This is a genomic window from Brevibacillus fluminis (genome assembly GCF_052072235.1).
GTDB lineage: Bacteria > Bacillota > Bacilli > Brevibacillales > Brevibacillaceae > Brevibacillus_D > Brevibacillus_D fluminis_A.
Map to the genome: position 1 here is coordinate 81,890 of NZ_CM125436.1, position 17,147 is coordinate 99,036.

A 17,147-nucleotide genomic window follows, 5' to 3' on the forward strand; every position below is an offset into this window, starting at 1 on the left:
CTAGAAAAGGAATGGACTTCAAGCTTGTCTATAAGGAGGCTTTTTCATATGGAAGCGATTCAGGCAACCGTTCGACAAACAGGCAACAAAGGGGCCAACCTGAGATTGCGTAACAGCGGGATGGTTCCGGGCGTAGTCTACGGCAAAGAAGTGAATAACCTTTCGATCCAAATGGATGCGCTTGCTTTGGATCAGGCGCTTCGCCATCAGACGACGAACAAGCCATTCAGTCTGCAGATTGATGGACAGCAATATCAGGTGATGGTGTACGAGCTGCAGCGTCATCCTGTAAAAGGAAATGTGCTTCATGCGGATTTCAAACAAATCAATATGAATGAAAAAGTACATACATCCGTGCCGATTGTGATTACGGGTGCGCCGGAGCTTGGCGTAGCCACCTTGGTGCGTCACAGCGTCGAGGTGAAGTGCCTGCCAAACGAGATTCCGGAGGTATTCTCTGTCAACGTCGATGATCTCAATATCGGCGATGTCATTTTGGTGAGCGATCTCCATATTCCAGCAAATATCGAGCTTGGAATCGATGAGATGGAGGTCGTGATCAGCATTCTGCCGCCTAAGGCAAAATCGGAAGAAGCGCAAGACGCGGAGCTGGAAGCCAAAGCGCAGGCGGAGGATGCAGCCGCCAAGACCCAGGAAGCGCACAAAGTATAGGCAAGTCGAAAGAGAGACCACCCGGTCGAGCGTTGGCTGTAGCCGGGTGGGTTTCCCATGCGGTACAATAGAAAAAATGGGAGGGAGCAAATCGTGAAAGTGATCATCGGGCTGGGAAACCCCGGTAAGAAGTACGAAGACACCAGACATAACGTAGGCTTTATGGCCATTGATAAAATTAGCGAGCAGTGGGGTATCCCAGTCGCGCAAGAAAAATTCCGCGCACTGGTTGGAGAAGGCCGAATCGAAGGGGAGCGCGTGCTTTTGGTAAAGCCGCTTACATACATGAATCTCTCCGGAGAGTCAGTCGCGGAAATCATGAAGTTCTATAAATTGGTTCCAGACGATATACTTGTAATCTACGACGATCTTGATTTGCCGGTAGGGCAGCTCCGCTTGCGGGAAAAAGGCAGCGCCGGCGGCCATAACGGGATCAAGTCATTGATCGCTCATCTCGGTACCCAAGAATTTAAACGGGCCAAAATCGGAATCAGCCGTCCGTTGCCTGGCCGGAGTGTAAGCGATTACGTGTTGAGCGAATTTTCCAAAAGCGAGCAGCCGTTGATTGCCGAAGCGGTTGAATTGTCGGCAAAGGCGAGCGTCATGTGGCTCAAGGAAAGCTTCGTCAAGGTGATGAATCACATCCATTCCGTCAAGCTGGGCGACAAATAGCAATCGTATGATTTTCCACCTTTTGGGGATACTAGGGAGTATCAAGCGGGGGTGGAAAAAGATGAGTTTTCGCTATGTTTGTCGCTGCTGCGGCATGAAAATTGTCGAGTTTGATCAATCCATGGTGACGGAAGTTCAATTGGGGCTTGATGCCTTGACCCCTGAAGAACGCCACCATATAATATCCAAAGAACAAAATGGAGATACGGTTATCCGCATCGTCTGCGATTATTGCCGCGATGCTTTCAATGAACATCCGGAGCTTTCGTTGGTGGGGAGTCCTTTGCAGTAATCGTCAGGCAAAGGGAGATAGGCGATAGATGTCCGCAAACGGCTTGCACGGACGAGGTCTTGGCTTATTGTCTAAGCCAAGGCTTATTTTCGCATGAGAGAAGGGTTGGAGAGGAGCTAGGGTGCATGCAAGTCATTATCAATTCATTTAAACAAGATTCCCAATTCGGAACAATTGCGACGGGAATCGCTCGAGGTCTGAAGGAACAGCTGATCTCCGGGCTCGCTGGTTCAGCGCGTCAGGTCATGATGGCTGGGCTGTATCAGCAACTGGGCCGTCCGCTATGCGTCGTGACCCATAACATGTTTCAGGCGCAGAAAGTGTACGAGGATCTCGCGGAGCTGGTGCCAGCTGATCAAGTGCTCCTCTTTCCGGCCAATGAACTGATTGGATCAGAGCTGGCTGTAGCCAGTCCAGAGATGCTGGCGCAGCGCATACAGGTGTTCAACCGTTTAGCCAAGGGCTTTACGGGTATTTTGGTTGTGCCTTTTGCCGGTTTGCGCCGCATGGTCGTGCCGCAGAATGTGTGGAAAGACGCGCAGATCACGCTGCACAAGGATCAGGAGCTGGATGTCGACAGCTTTTTGCTGCGGCTCATTGAGCTGGGCTACGAACGTGTGGAGATGGTGGAGCGCAAAGGCGAGCTGAGCGTGCGCGGCGGAATTATCGACCTGTTTCCGCATGATTCTGAATGGCCTGTGCGCATTGAGCTTTTCGATGTGGAGATCGATTCGATCCGCACGTTTGACATGGTGACGCAGCGTTCCTATGACAAAGTCGACGAATATACGATCGGCCCGGCGAAGGAGCTTATTTTGACAAACGAGCTGCTGAAAGAAGCGGCTGTCCGACTGGAGCGCAAGCTTGGCGAAACGCTGGCGAAGCTCAAAGAGGGGCAATCGAAGGAAAAAGTGCTGCACAACATCGGTGCAGACATCGAGCTTATGCAAGAAGGACAGCGCTTTCCGCGCCTGTCTACCTATATATCCGCCATTTATCCGGAGCAGGCGACACTGCTCAATTATTTGACAGAGGACACGGTGCTGATCATCGATGAGCCGTCGCGTGTCTTGGAGACGGCGGCACAGCTGCAGAAGGAAGAGGGCGAGTGGCAGACCGCACGCATTCTGGAAGGCGAGTTCATGGCCAATTTGCCGTTTTCCTGTACGTATGATGAGGTTATCCTGTCCCACAAGCGTCCGCTTGTGTATTTGTCGCTGTTCCTGCGCCAATCGCCGAAAACACAGCCTCAAAACATTGTGAATATTAATTGTCGGACGATGCAGAATTTCCATGGACAGATGAATGTCCTGAAAAGCGAACTGGCTCGCTGGGTGAAAGGGCAAAACCAGATTTTGTTCGTCGCCGCCGATCAGGAGCGCGCCAAGCGTTTGGAGCGCGTCTTGAGCGATTACGAGATGGAAGCCGATTTGCTGCTTGGGTCGGTCGACGTGGTTCCGCCGGGACGTCCCGTCATCATCATGGGGAACATGCAGACCGGCTTTGAGCTGCCGTTAAACAAGCTCGTCGTTGTCACGGAAGGCGAGGTTTTCACCGCCAAGCAGCGTAAAGCGCGCAAGGTGCAGCAAAACATGAGCAATGCCGAGCGGATCAAAAACTACATGGAGCTGAAAGCCGGCGACTATGTCGTGCATATCAACCATGGGATCGGGAAGTATTTGGGCATCGAGACGAAGGAAATTCTCGGCATCCATAAAGACTACCTGCATATCCGCTATGCCGGCGGCGACAGCCTGTTCGTGCCGATCGAGCAGATTGACCATGTGCAAAAGTATGTGGCCAGCGAGGAAAACGAGCCGAAGGTGTACAGTCTGGGCGGCAGCGAGTGGAAGCGTGTCAAGACGAAGGTGCAGTCTTCCGTCAAAGACATCGCGGAAGACCTCATCAAGCTGTATGCGGCACGCGAGCAGGCGGTAGGGTACGGCTTCAACCCCGATACGCTGGAGCAGCGTGAATTCGAGGCGATGTTCCCGTATCAGGAAACGCCCGATCAGCTGCGCGCGATCGCTGAGGTGAAAGCGGATATGGAACGTGCGCGTCCGATGGACCGACTGGTCTGCGGTGACGTAGGCTACGGGAAAACGGAAGTGGCGATCCGTGCTGCCTTCAAAGCGGCGATGGATGGCAAGCAGGTCGCTGTGCTGGTGCCGACGACGATTTTGGCCCAGCAGCACTACGAGACGTTCCGCGAGCGTTTTGCCGATTATCCGATCCGTGTCGAGGTGTTGAGCCGTTTCCGCTCCCGCAAGGAACAGACGGCGACCATGAAAGGGATCAAGGAAGGGACCGTCGATGTCGTCATCGGGACGCACCGGCTGCTGTCCAAAGACATCATTTTCCGCGATCTGGGCTTGCTGATCGTCGATGAGGAGCAGCGTTTCGGCGTAAGCCATAAAGAAAAGCTCAAACAGCTGAAAAACAATGTCGATGTCATCACGTTGACCGCGACGCCGATTCCGCGTACCCTGCACATGTCGATGCTGGGCGTGCGCGATTTGTCTGTCATTGAAACGCCGCCGGAAAACCGCTTCCCTGTGCAGACGTACGTGATGGAGTACAGCCCGCTTTTGGTGCGCGAAGCGATTGAGCGAGAACTCGCCCGCGGCGGCCAGGTCTTTTTCCTGTACAATCAGGTGCAAGGGATCGAGCAGATGGCCGAGCAGCTGTCCATGCTGGTGCCAGACGCCAAAGTGGCCGTGGCCCATGGCCAGATGAACGAGGGCGAGCTGGAGAGCATCATCCTCGACTTCCTTGACGGGAATTACGATGTACTGGTCAGCACGACGATCATTGAGACGGGTGTGGACATCCCGAACGTAAATACGCTGATCATTTACAATGCCGACCGGATGGGTCTGTCCCAGCTGTATCAGCTGCGCGGACGCGTTGGTCGTTCCAATCGAATCGCCTATGCCTATTTCACCTATCAGCCGGACAAAGTGCTGACCGAAGTGGCGGAAAAGCGCCTGCAGGCGATCAAGGAATTCACCGAGCTTGGCTCCGGTTTCAAAATCGCCATGCGCGACTTGTCCATCCGTGGCGCGGGGAATCTGCTTGGTGCGGAGCAGCACGGATTCATCAACTCGGTCGGTTTCGACATGTATACCCAAATGCTGAAGGATGCCATCGATGAGCTGCGCGGAGAGCCGCGTCAGCAAATCACGTCCCCGGTGGAGATCAATCTGCAGCTCGATGCCTATATCCCGTCGCTGTACATCGTGGACAGCCGGCAAAAGATCGAGATGTACAAAAAATTCGTGGCAGCCTCCACGCTCGAGGAAGTCATGGATTTGGCCGACGAGCTGGGCGACCGTTTTGGCGATATTCCGAAGCCGGTGGAGAACTTGCTGACCATTTCTCGTCTGCGTGTCTATGCGCTCAAATACCATATTACGGAAATTAACCAAAAGGACCCGGACGTCATCAAATTGATGCTGGACCCAAGCCAGAACAAGAAAATCAATGCGGGGAAAATCTACGAAATCGCAGGAGAGGACAGCCGTCGCATCGGGGTCTCCGTGGCGCCGAGTGGACAACATCTGGTTGTAACTGTTAAAGTAAAAGGGTTGACCAGTGATCAAGGCATGAAGATCGTTGAAAAACTGCTCAGCCAATTTGATCAGGTGCAACAAGACTCCAATGGCCAAATTGAAAACCAGCTCGGAGTCAGTCAGTAGAAGGGAGACCATTCATGAAAAAATTCGTGGCTGTTTTATCGACCACCGTATTGACACTGACGCTGCTCTCAGGGTGCGGCCAAGCCGCTGGACAACCGAAGCCGGAGACGACCACACCGGCAGCGGGCGGCAATGAGGCAGCGAAACCGGAAGCAGAGAAAAAAGACGTTTTGGCGCAATTTCCAGCAGTCAAGATTCCCTATACCAATGATCCAAATGCGGTGTTAGCTGAATACAAAGGCGGCAAGCTGGTGGAGAAGGAATTTGAAACGTTCCTGCGGACGATCAACTTCCTCAATCCGCAGCAAGGCGCATCGCTGCAATTCGCGGACAGCGCTGCGATCAAGGACTATGTGCGCCAGTATACCGGAACCAAAATCCTGTACGATCGCGCTGATGACACCATGAAAGCAGCGGCGATGAAACAGGCCGAAGAGCGCTTTGAGAGCTACAAAAAGCAATATGTGGAGCGTCTCGACAAAAAAGAAGAAAACTTCACCAAGCTGTTGGAGCAGCAAGGCTTGACCAAAGACGAATTGCTGAAGCAAATGCAGCTGATCGACAGCTCCATCGGCGTGCTGGAAAAAGGCATCGACGAAAACGCCTTGAAGCAAGCGTATGAGAAAGCGGATAAATCCCAGTTCACGACCGCTTCTGTGCGTCACATCCTGATCTCCACAGAGAGCCGGAAACCGGAAGAAGCGAAGAAGCTGGCTGACGATTTGCTCGCGCGCCTGAAAAAAGGCGAGGATTTTGCCAAGCTGGCGAAAGAATACACCGACGACCCAGGCAGCAAAGAGAGCGGCGGCCTGTACGAAAATGCCAATGTGAACGATTGGGTGCCGGAGTTTAAAAAGGCGGCTTTGACCCAGCCGATCAACCAGATCAGCGATCCGCCTGTAAAAACCGATTACGGCTACCACATCATCCGCGTAGAAAAACGGGAAGTACAACCGTTTGAAAAAGCGAAAGAGCAAATGAAGCAGCAAGAGCTGAATAAGGCATACGGAAATTTCATTTCGGTTGAACTGGACAAGCTGGTAACCAAGTGGAACATTCCAGAGGTCAAACCAGCTGCGGCTAAGTAATATTGGAAGAACTGACAGGGAATCAGCCGATTCCCTGTTTTTTCGTTTTGTCGCATATTCTTCAATTCACAGTGAATACTATAACCACTCACTACCGCCGGGGGAGAGAGCACCAAAAAGTTGGCAAAGTTTCCAGTGGTTGATCAATAGTTAAATATAGGCTTTTGGGACAACATACAGGTAACCCTCAACTAACAATAATTTCTCAAGAAAGCGAGGCAACATGACTATGAAGGCAACCGGTATTGTTCGTCGCATCGACGACCTCGGACGAGTGGTGATTCCAAAGGAAATTCGCCGCACTCTGCGCATTCGCGAAGGTGATCCTCTTGAGATTTTTGTCGATCGTGATGGGGAAGTTATTCTGAAAAAGTATTCGCCTATCGGTGAGTTGGGTGATTTCGCAAAAGAATATGCGGATTCCTTGTACGAAAGCATGAATCATATGGTCCTTATTTCTGACAGAGACACGGTGATCGCTGTTGCTGGGGCATCCAAGAAGGAATACATGGAAAAAGCGATCGGCAGCATTGTGGAAAAAAGTCTGGAAGAACGCAAAACGCGATTGGAAAAGAACTCAGGCCAATACGAGATCATTCGCGACATGAATGAGCAATACTCTTCCTTCGTCGTCGCTCCGATCGTGGCGGGCGGAGATCCCATCGGTGCGGTCATCCTGATCAACAAAAACGAAGCCACGAAAATGGCTGAGCTGGAAATGAAAATGGCGGAAACCGCAGCCGGTTTTCTGGCAAAACAAATGGAGCAATGAAGAGGCAGCCTCGCAAAAGAGCGGGGCTGTTTTTTCGTGTAAGGCAGAACCGCGTTTTCTGGCAGCTCGTCATCGGCTGCTGGGAGTTTTGCGTTTGCTTGTGGTATAATGTACGCAGTTTCGGGTTCGAGAGGAGAACGTACATACGATGTCAAGCGAACGAGGTTCCAACCACTTTGTCAAAGGAGCCGCCATCTTGGGCATTGCCGGGTTATTGTCCAAGCTACTGGGTGCGCTTTACCGCATACCTTATCAGAACATCACTGGTGATATCGGTTTATACGTATACATGCAGGTGTACCCGCTGTACACAACACTGCTGATTTTGGCTACAGCCGGGTTCCCGATCGCCATTTCCAAGATTGTATCCGAGCGATTAGCCTTGGGAGATACCGACGGTGCGCGCAGAGCCTTTCGCATTGCAAGCGTGTCACTGGTGATACTGGGGCTCTTTTTCTTTTTACTGCTCTATTTCGGAGCGCCTTTGGTTGCGCGGATGATGGGGGACGAGCATTTGACGCTGCCGCTGAAGGCTGTCGCGTGGTCGCTGCCGTTCGTGCCGATTGCAGCGATTTTGCGCGGGTATTTCCAGGGCCAGCAAAATATGATGCCGACGGGCGTGTCGCAAGTAGTGGAGCAGCTGTTTCGGGTCATTTTCATTTTGGCTGCCGCGTATTGGATGATGGCCGCTTATCATGATGCCTATTTGGCGGGGACGGGTGCGGTATTTGCTGCACTGCCCGGTGCGCTCGGTGCAATTTTTGTGCTTCTGTTTTACTGGCGCCGCAACAATTTGGGCCAAACAAGCAGAGAAAGCGCGGCTGCGCATGTTTCGAGCGTACAAACATGGTCCAACCGGGCAATTGTGCGCAGCCTGCTGTTCTATGCGCTGCCGATCTGCTTGGGTGCGCTGGTGCTGCCGCTCATTCCGCTGGTTGACTCCATGACCGTCGTGAACCTGCTCCAGTGGAGCGGCACGTCCGAGGATTTGGCCAAGCTGCTCAAGGGCGCTTACGACCGCGGCCAGCCTTTGATTCAATTCGGTACGTTTTTCGCTACATCGCTGTCATTGGCCTTGGTGCCGGCGATCAGCGAGGCTGTTACGAAAAAGCAGATGCAGGTGATTGCCAAGCGGACCGAGGTGGCGATCCGCCTCACCATGCTGCTCGGACTGCCGGCTTCATTCGGCCTGGCGCTTTTGACCGAACCGATCAATATCATGCTGTACGGCGATACGAACGGGAACGAGGCATTGGCCATCCAATCGTTCACCATTTTGTTTGCCACACTGAGCATTGCCACGTCCGGCATTTTGCAAGGGCTGGGGGAAGTGACGCTGCCTGCCCGCCATCTGTTCATCGGTGTGATCGTGAAGCTCGTGCTGAATTTGGCGTTGATCCCGCTTTGGGGAATTTCGGGCGCCGCGATGGCGACGGTTTTGGCTTACGCAGTCGCAATGGCTTTGAATATGATGGCGATTCGCCGCCATATCGAGATGAAATGGAATGTCCAGCATTTCCTCGTGAAGCCGACAATCGCCGTCTTGGTTATGTCGGTATTGGTCATCGTCGTCGAATGGGTAACCACTCATTTCTTCGGGGCATTCATCGCAAGCGAGCGGATGCTGTATACGCTGGTTGGACTGTTTGCAGTCGGGACAGGCGGGATCGTGTACGTTGTCGCGTTGATGATGACAGGAGGCATTACCGGGGACGACCTGAAGCTGATGCCAAAAGGGCAAAAACTTCATGCGCTGTTCGCCAAGCTGCGCTTGGTTCGTTGATACAGGCAATCGAAAAAAGGAGGCTGCCGCAATGGCTGCACGGATTCAAGTATTGGGGCTGGGGGCTGGCGATCTGGAACAGTTGCCGCTCGGCATGTACAAGCAAATAAAAAAAGTGCAAAAGCTGTATGTTCGCACGAAAGAGCATCCGGTTATCGACGAGCTTGTCCGCGAGGGTGTACAGGTGGAGTCGTTTGACCATGTGTATCTCCAGCACGGAGGATTTGATGAAGTCTATGAGCAAATCAGCCGCGAATTGCTGGACAAGGCGGAGCAGGAGCAAGAAATTTTATACGCGGTTCCCGGCCATCCCTTGGTTGCGGAGCGTACGGTGCAGCTATTGCTTGAGAAAGCCCGATCCCAGCAGGTGGAGGTTCAGGTGCTGGGGGGGCAAAGCTTTCTCGATCCGCTGTTTGCGCGCCTGGCAATCGACCCGATCGAAGGATTTGCGCTGCTCGACGCCACTCGGCTGACCGCACAACAGATCAATCCTGAGCTGCACACGGTCATTGCGCAAGTGTACGACCAGCTGACAGCGTCGGACGTGAAGCTGACGCTGATGGAAGTGCTGCCGGATGAGCATCCGGTCACAATTGTCACAGCGGTGGGAGCAGCCGGAATGGAGCATGTCGAAACGGTGCCGCTGTACGAGCTGGATCACCATCAAGGGTTCGGCAATTTGAGCCTCGTTTATGTCCAGCCGACACAGGATGATACGGTGCGCAATCGACAATTCGCCCGCCTTCGCGAAATCGTCGCGATCTTGCGCAGTCCCGAAGGGTGCCCGTGGGATCGTGAACAGACACACCAAAGCCTGCGCAAAAACCTCATCGAAGAAAGCTTTGAAGTGCTTGAAGCGATCGACGAGGACGATCCGGACGGGATGTGCGAGGAGCTGGGCGACTTGCTGCTGCAGGTGCTGCTCCATTCGCAGATCGCGGTGGAGAACGGCGATTTCAGCATCGACGATGTCATTTTGGGGCTTAACGAAAAGCTGATTCGACGCCATCCGCACGTATTCGGCGAACGTCATGCAGACGATGCAAATGAAGCCTTTGCTACGTGGCAGGAAGTAAAAGCAGCCGAAAAAGCGGCGAAAGGCATCGATCCGCAGGAGCTTTCCCAACTGCACGGCATTCCGCGGGAGCTGCCTGCGCTCATGTACGCATACAAGCTGCAGAAAAAAGCGGCGGAGGTCGGATTTGACTGGGACAATGTGGCGGATGTCGAGAAGAAGATTGAAGAGGAATATGAGGAAGTGAAGCAGGCGACTGCGGAGGAACGCGCTGGCGAGCTGGGCGATTTGCTGTTTGCTGTCGTGAATTTGGCACGCTTTTACAAAATCGATCCGGAAGAAGCGCTCCGGCTGACCAACCGCAAGTTCACGCGCAGGTTTCAATACATCGAGAAAAAGCTGAAGGAAACCGGAAAGACATTTTCGGAGTCCAGCCTGCCTGAGCTGGACAAATGGTGGGACGAAGCGAAAGCTACGGAATAAGGGGAGATAAACATGAGACTCGATAAATTTTTAAAAGTGTCGCGCTTGATCAAACGCCGCACACTGGCGAAGGATGTTTGCGACCAAAGCCGCGTGGAGATTAACGATCGACCGGCAAAAGCTTCGAGCAACGTCAAGATCGGGGATACGCTGTCCATTCGGTTTGGTCAAAAACGCGTCATTGTGAAAATCGAGGACATCAAGGAAAATCCGCGCAAGGAAGAGGCGGCCTCGCTGTACAGCCTGGTCGGCGAAATTCCGGTGCCGCGCGATGAGAAGGAAGAAGACGACTACCTGAAAGGGTAGTCTTTTTTTGTTAATACAACATCGGCGTCAGGTTCTAATTCGCCCTCTCCATCCATACCTTGTACAAGAATACGATTTTGTCAGGTGAACGTACGTAAAATTGCGGGTAGGAGGGCTTGGCATGAACGATCATACAAGAAGGCCTCGCCACGAGGTTGTCATGATTAATCGCCGCAGCTTGGCGATTTCCGGTGTGAAAAAAGTGGAGAGCTTTGACAACGAGGAATTTCTGCTGGAGACGGAAGGCGGGTTCCTCACGATCAAGGGCCAAAATCTGCACATGAAAAACTTGAGCCTGGAAACAGGCGAAGTGGCGATCGAGGGGCTTGTCCATGAAATGGCGTATTTGGAGCAAGGGCACGGCGGGGACCGGTCCAAAGGATTTTTCGGTAAGCTGTTCAAGTGAGCATCGCCACACAGCTTCAAACCGTCGCGCTCATGTGTGCCTGCGGCGCCTTGATGGGTACCGGTTTTGATACCTATCAAGTGTTCCGGGGCAAAATCAGCATTCCCCGCTGGCTGATTTTCCTCTGCGACCTCGCCTTTTGGATCGCAAGCGCAGGCATGGTCTTCATTATTCTTGTGAAGGTGAACGACGGCATAGTTCGGTTTCCCGTCTATCTCGGTGTCATTGTAGGAGCGTGGCTCTATTTCGTAGTAGGAAGTAAGTATTATATTCAATTCCTACTGGCCGTGATAAGATTTTCACAGTGGCTCTATAGACTGATTGTGCGAATTATAGACATTTTTCTCATCAAACCGATTCAGTTCATTTATCGACTGATCGTGATGATACTCGGCTTTATCGTAACAATCATCATGACAATCTTGCGGATCGTTTGGAAAATTGTCTATTTCCTCCTTTATCCGTTTATCGTCATATGGAGGAAAATGGCGAAAAGATTGCATGTACCTTTCACTGCATTTTGGCTACTATTGAAGCAGTGGATCCACAAGAGGACGAAACGAGAGTAAATTTTATCCAAGGATGGATTAATAGATGAGTAAGAATCGGGCTCCCGCCAACAACAAAGGGCAAAAGCGCAGAATGCGCATCTTCATGTTTTTTGTGCTGCTTTTTTCCATCTGGACGGGCTATACGGCGTATCTCCAAAGCGGTTTGTTAACGGAAAAAGAAGAACAGCTGAAACAGCTGCAGGCTGCTTCCGCCGCGGAGCAGAAGCTGCAAGCCGAGCTTGCCTATAAGGCAAATCGGTTAAACGACAAAGAATATCTTGCCGAGCTGGCGCGCAAACAGTGGTATTTAACCAGGCCGGGTGAAATCATCTATATCTTGCCTGAGCAAAAATAAAAAGGAGGAGCAGCGGTCTGAATGACTGTCCAAATCGGGAGCAAGCTGGAAGGGAAAGTGACGGGAATCACCAAGTTTGGAGCATTTGTGCGATTGCCAGACGGCGTAACCGGTCTCGTTCACATCAGTGAGATTGCCGAAACGTACGTCACCGACATTCAGCAGCATCTGAAAGTCGGCGATACGGTTACGGTGAAAGTGTTGGGCATCCGTGAAGGCAAAGTGAGCCTTTCCATCAAGAAAGCAGTGGAACAACCGCGTCCGGCAGCCAAGCCTCCCCGCCAAGCCAAAGAGCGAACCGAAGGCTTTGAAGAGAGGCTGAACCGATTTCTGAAAGATAGTGAAGACCGCCTATCCTCCGTTCGCAAAAACATGGACAAAAAAGGGCGAGGGCGGTAAAGAAAATCAAAAAAAATCTCTTTTTAAAATGAGAAGGGCATTTTGGGGCAATGGCGAATATAATAAAGTAAGCCCGTTTCGCTAAGCGCGAATCACCTGATAGTCGACGTTGAACGCCAAACGTCGGCTATTTTTTTGTCCATTTGGAGGAAACAGCATGCAACGTTTGCGCGAGACCAGCCGTTTGAGAGGCTGGTTTTTTTAAATGGCTTATTCGGTTCTGATCAAGACTGGTGCTGTTTGGCGGGAGATGAACGCGCACGTACCGACACGCGAGGTATCGCAGGAGATAATTTGTCGGACGATTTTTGGAATACATTTCAATCTTTTGACAAAATTTACAAGCATCCATTCGTATAATGAGTCTCACGCTTAACAAATCCAAAACGGGTGGTGCATGTATGATGGCAAGCAAAAACCAAGTAATCTCCGCAACGCAATTCAGTTGGAATCAAAATCAAGTAGCGAGCAAATGGTCCCAATTGGGAGACGGGCTGGCCGCCACCGCACAAAAATGGCATCTGCTCCCGTTGATGATGGGCTTCCTTTTGGGAAGAGCGTTAATCCTCGATGAAATCTCCCCGTTTATCGTCCCCTATTTTATGGTGATGTTTTTTTTGAAACGAGACAGCTTGTTCGTGAGTACGATCGCGCTTTTGGCAGGGGCTTTTACGCATTCGGTCCCTTTGGGGCTGGAATCGATTTTAAGCATCGTGATCGCTTATATGGCGTGCAGAGTGGCGGGGAAGTTCCGACGAAAGGATTTCTCCCGATTACCCCTAATCGTCTTGGTATCGCTATTCGTGAGCCACCTGTTGTTCGATGTCGTGACGGGCCAGGTGACCACGTACAATCTGGTGATGATCGGTGTAGAGGGAGTCCTCTCCTTTGTACTCACCTTGATCTTCATACAGTCGCTCTCCATCATTCACCTGTCCAAGCCGTATGAGCCTCTGAAAAATGAGGAAATCGTCTGCCTGGTCATATTGCTGGCTTCCTTGATGACCGGCACCGTGGACTGGACGATTCGCGGCGTATCGATGGAGCATGTGCTCTCCCGCTATTTGCTCTTGTTGTTCGCATTCGCAGGAGGCGGCACGATCGGCGCGGCTGTTGGCGTGGTTACCGGTTTGATTCTGAGCTTGGCCAACGTCAATGCACTGCAGCAAATCAATTTGCTGGCCTTCGCCGGGCTTTTGGCAGGCTTGCTTCGGGAAGGCGGGAAAGTCGGCGTTTCTACCGGTCTGTTGATCGGCGCTTCGATCTTGGCGATATACGGCGGAGCGGAGGACATGCTGTATATTTCCTTGGTGGAAAGCAGCTTGGCAATCCTTTTGTTTGTTCTCACACCGGCGGTTATCTGGAAAAAAATCGCCCGCTTCATTCCTGGAACGCCCGAGAACCTGCAGTCTCATCAGGATTACATGAGGCGGATACGTGATGTGACGGCTGGCAAGATTCAAAAGTTTTCCGATTTATTTACGCAATTATCCCGCAGTTTTGCGCAGACGGCAGCAACGAGCGAGCTGAAAGAAAAACAGATCGATGATTTCATCAGCAGGGTAAGCGGGTTTTCATGCCAGCGCTGCTGGAAGAAGGAGCAGTGCTGGGAGCGCGAAACCAAATCGACGTATGATTCGATGAAGTCGCTGGCGGAGACCGTCTACGAGTTCGGCACGCTGCAAGGGCAGGCGGTTCCTCGCGATTGGGAACGCAAATGCGTCAAGTCGGACAAAATGATCGAGCTGATGGAACAGGAATATGAGCGAAACCATGCGTATGACCAGCTGAAAAAGCAGGTGCTGGAGAGCCGCATGCTTGTTGCGGATCAGCTTTCCGGCGTATCGCGGGTGATGAGCGATTTCGCCAAGGAGATCCAGCGCGAAGGGCTGGAGCTGAGTTTGCAGGAAAAGCAGGTATCCCATGCGTTGGAGGGGCTGGGCCTCTCCGTGCGAAGGGTTGACATACACAGTTTGGATGAAGGCAATGTGGACATCGAGATCAGTCAGCCTACATGCTATGGAAGAGATGAGTGCGCCAAAATCGTGGCCCCCATGCTCTCGGAAATTTTAGGCGAAAACATTGTAGTGAAGGATCGTCAGTGTGAGGCGTTCAAGGATGGCCACTGCAAAATGTGCTTAACCTCTGCCCGCACGTATGAAATCGAAATCGGAGTAGCAGGGGCGGCGAAGGATGGGAAATTGTTGTCTGGCGATAGTTTCAAAACGATGGATCTCGGCAATGGCAGGATGGCTTTGGCGATTAGCGACGGTATGGGCAATGGCGAGCGTGCGTTTATGGAAAGTCAGTCAGCATTGGATATGTTGCAGCAGCTGCTCAAGGCAGGCATCGATGAAAAGCTCTCCATCAAGACGGTTAACTCCGTATTGGCCTTGCGCTCCACCGAGGAGATGTTTGCGACAGTCGATCTGGCGTTGATCGATTTGAAGTCGGCGCATACGAGATTTGTCAAAATCGGCTCCACGCCTAGCTTCATCAAGCGCGGGTCGGATGTGATTTCGGTGACGGCCAACAATTTGCCTGCCGGCATTCTCGAGGAGATCGAGGTGGACGTGGTCTCGCGCACGTTAAAGCCGGGCGATCTTTTGGTGATGATGTCGGACGGGATTTATGAGGCGCCGCGCCATATTGAAAACAGGCAGCTGTGGATGAAGCGGATTATTTCCGAGTTGGCTACGAATGACCCCCAGGAGGTGGCAGATTTATTGTTGGAGCGGGTGATTCGCCAGCACTCCGGCAACATCGTTGATGATATGACCGTGCTTGTCGCCAGAGTGGACCGCTTTGTGCCGCAATGGTCGGCGATCCATGTGCAGGGAATGGAACGGATCGAACGGCCGCGAGTCGTAAGTTAAAGGAGGAGCGAAATCGCAAGTATGAACGCACGTCCCCCCGTCGATACTGATAGAAAAGTAACGGATTTCAGAATAAAGCGGGGAGGCTGTATTTATGAAACGATTAGGGAGTTTACGTCAAATTCTGGTTGTCACCGATGGGTGCTCCAATTCCGGGATCAGTCCGGTGGCAGCAGCCGCGATGGCGCGCGAGCAAGGAATTACCGTCAACGTGATCGGGGTGGTGGAGCGAGAAGAGATGGGAGCTTCCGGTGAGAAGGAAGTTCGCGAAATCGCACAGGCGGGAGGTGGCTTAAGCGATATCGTCTATCCGACGCAATTGGCCCAAACGGTGCAGATGCTGACGCGCAAGGCGATGACGAGGACGATTCATCAAGTCGTCAATCAGGAACTCAAGGCGATTCTTGGAGAAGTGCCGCTGGATGATTTGGCTCCGGAAAAACGGATGCAGGTGGCAGGGATGGTGGACGATCTGGGTGAGGAAAGCAATTTGGAGGTCGTTATGCTCGTCGACAGCTCCGGAAGCATGAAACCGAAATTGCCGTCAGTCCAGCTGGCGATTCATGATTTTAGCATCAGCCTGCGTTCGCGTCACGGATCGAGCAAAATGGCGGTGTGCACATTTCCTGGGAAACATTCGCATATGGAGGTGCGGATTCCATGGACGGACCAAATTGATCAAGCGCACCAGCTGACGACCGGACTGGTCATGAGCGGCATTACGCCGACGGGGCCGGCGATCATCGAAGCGATGGCATTGTTTGAACAGAACAAGCAATCTGCCGGAGGAACGGATTGGCAGCAAGCAGAGCCAAGGCGCAGAGCGCAAAACGACAACGATGGGTATCTGCAAGATCATGTATTCTAACCTCAACATCCCGGCACTGCCGCACCAGTTCAGCGGAAAATGGAATCGTCGCGTCTACCGGGTGCTTCATGAAATCGGGAAAGGAGCGAACGGAGTCGTTTACCAGGTCATACATGAAGGGAAGGTGCAAGCGCTTAAGATCGGAGTGGACCCGATGGATTTGCTGATGGAGGTGAATATGCTCAAGAGCGTCCGGCAACGGCCCGGCCAACAGGTAGGCCCGGCCTTGTGCGACGTGGATGATGTGGTCATCAACAATCGGACGTATACCTTTTACAGCATGGAATACTTGGCTGGCGAACGGCTGGATTTGTATATCGAACGCGTAGGAAGGGATTGGACCCCTGTCGCGATGGTCCAATTGCTTTCGCGACTGGAGGTGTTGCATGCACAAGGCTGGATTTTCGGGGATTTGAAGCCGGAAAATACAATCATGGCACGGCCGGAAAAGTCACTGCGGCTGATTGATTTCGGCGGAGTCACCAAAATCGGGAATGCCGTGCGCCAGTTTACAGAGGATTATGATCGGGCTGCCTGGTATGCAGGTGATCGACGAGCAGACGTAGGCTACGATTTGTTTGCGGCAGCGATGGTGATGATACGTCTGCTTTTGCCGGCAGAAGAATGGAGGAGAATTAAGAAGGGGACACGCCATGTCCATACGCTCTGTGATATAATACAAGAAAATCTGCTACTCAAACCGTATCGGTACATTTTGGTTCGAGCGCTGAACGGTAAATACACCCGCGCGGAAACAATGAAGCAGGATCTCATGGATTCATTTGTCCGCATGCAGGGAACCAAATTGCGTAAAAAAAGCAAGGCAGGCAGATGGCTTGGCAGTGCAGCGATCGTAATGATGCTCCTGGCAGCCGGATTTTTGTACTTTCAGAGAATGTAGGATGAAAGGA

16 protein-coding genes are annotated in these 17,147 nt (G+C 52.3%); all 16 read left to right on the forward strand.

The features are described from left to right. Positions 1 to 48 precede the first annotated feature (48 nt). A complete protein-coding gene (locus ACTID9_RS00405) occupies positions 49 to 672 on the forward strand; it encodes a 50S ribosomal protein L25 (RefSeq protein ID WP_441069194.1) in 624 nt (207 codons plus the stop codon). 93 nt (positions 673 to 765) lie between these two features. Continuing rightward, entirely contained in the window at positions 766 to 1,344 is a 579-nt protein-coding gene (gene pth / locus ACTID9_RS00410) for an aminoacyl-tRNA hydrolase (protein WP_441069196.1), read from the forward strand. A gap of 61 nt (positions 1,345 to 1,405) precedes the next feature. Continuing rightward, positions 1,406 to 1,636, forward strand: a complete 231-nt coding sequence (locus ACTID9_RS00415; RefSeq protein WP_122920251.1) for an anti-sigma-F factor Fin — start codon at positions 1,406 to 1,408, stop codon at positions 1,634 to 1,636. A 125-nt stretch (positions 1,637 to 1,761) separates the two neighbouring features. Further along, positions 1,762 to 5,334 carry a transcription-repair coupling factor gene (gene mfd, locus ACTID9_RS00420; RefSeq protein WP_441069199.1) on the forward strand — a complete coding sequence of 1,191 codons (3,573 nt, stop codon included), beginning with the start codon at positions 1,762 to 1,764 and terminating at the stop codon, positions 5,332 to 5,334. 14 nt (positions 5,335 to 5,348) lie between these two features. Next, the gene (locus ACTID9_RS00425) at positions 5,349 to 6,422 is read left to right on the forward strand and encodes a peptidylprolyl isomerase (RefSeq protein WP_441069201.1); all 1,074 of its coding nucleotides are present in this window, start codon (positions 5,349 to 5,351) and stop codon (positions 6,420 to 6,422) included. Positions 6,423 to 6,651: 229 nt separating this feature from the next. Beyond that, positions 6,652 to 7,194 carry a stage V sporulation protein T gene (spoVT, locus tag ACTID9_RS00430; protein WP_441072335.1) on the forward strand — a complete coding sequence of 181 codons (543 nt, stop codon included), beginning with the start codon at positions 6,652 to 6,654 and terminating at the stop codon, positions 7,192 to 7,194. 148 nt (positions 7,195 to 7,342) lie between these two features. Next, positions 7,343 to 8,977, forward strand: coding sequence for a putative polysaccharide biosynthesis protein (locus tag ACTID9_RS00435; RefSeq protein WP_441069203.1), 1,635 nt, complete (start codon positions 7,343 to 7,345; stop codon positions 8,975 to 8,977). Between the two features lie 31 nt (positions 8,978 to 9,008). Beyond that, the gene (gene mazG / locus ACTID9_RS00440; protein ID WP_441069205.1) at positions 9,009 to 10,475 is read left to right on the forward strand and encodes a nucleoside triphosphate pyrophosphohydrolase; all 1,467 of its coding nucleotides are present in this window, start codon (positions 9,009 to 9,011) and stop codon (positions 10,473 to 10,475) included. Between the two features lie 12 nt (positions 10,476 to 10,487). Then, complete coding sequence (locus ACTID9_RS00445; protein WP_354093479.1) at positions 10,488 to 10,781, forward strand: RNA-binding S4 domain-containing protein; 294 nt, start codon at positions 10,488 to 10,490, stop codon at positions 10,779 to 10,781. Between the two features lie 121 nt (positions 10,782 to 10,902). Next, positions 10,903 to 11,187, forward strand: coding sequence for a sporulation protein YabP (yabP, locus tag ACTID9_RS00450; RefSeq protein WP_122920258.1), 285 nt, complete (start codon positions 10,903 to 10,905; stop codon positions 11,185 to 11,187). After that, positions 11,184 to 11,756: a spore cortex biosynthesis protein YabQ gene (yabQ, locus tag ACTID9_RS00455; protein ID WP_441069208.1), complete on the forward strand. Its 573-nt coding sequence runs from the start codon at positions 11,184 to 11,186 to the stop codon at positions 11,754 to 11,756. Before yabP ends, yabQ begins: the two co-directional genes overlap by 4 nt. A gap of 25 nt (positions 11,757 to 11,781) precedes the next feature. After that, positions 11,782 to 12,093: an FtsB family cell division protein gene (locus ACTID9_RS00460; RefSeq protein WP_441069210.1), complete on the forward strand. Its 312-nt coding sequence runs from the start codon at positions 11,782 to 11,784 to the stop codon at positions 12,091 to 12,093. 21 nt (positions 12,094 to 12,114) lie between these two features. After that, on the forward strand, positions 12,115 to 12,492 hold the full coding sequence (locus ACTID9_RS00465) for a S1 RNA-binding domain-containing protein (protein ID WP_441069212.1): 378 nt from the start codon (positions 12,115 to 12,117) through the stop codon (positions 12,490 to 12,492). Between the two features lie 401 nt (positions 12,493 to 12,893). Further along, positions 12,894 to 15,368, forward strand: a complete 2,475-nt coding sequence (gene spoIIE, locus ACTID9_RS00470) for a stage II sporulation protein E (RefSeq protein WP_441069214.1) — start codon at positions 12,894 to 12,896, stop codon at positions 15,366 to 15,368. A 94-nt stretch (positions 15,369 to 15,462) separates the two neighbouring features. Then, a complete protein-coding gene (locus ACTID9_RS00475; protein WP_441069216.1) occupies positions 15,463 to 16,236 on the forward strand; it encodes a hypothetical protein in 774 nt (257 codons plus the stop codon). Then, on the forward strand, positions 16,130 to 17,137 hold the full coding sequence (locus ACTID9_RS00480; protein ID WP_441069218.1) for a protein kinase domain-containing protein: 1,008 nt from the start codon (positions 16,130 to 16,132) through the stop codon (positions 17,135 to 17,137). Before ACTID9_RS00475 ends, ACTID9_RS00480 begins: the two co-directional genes overlap by 107 nt. Positions 17,138 to 17,147 lie beyond the last annotated feature (10 nt).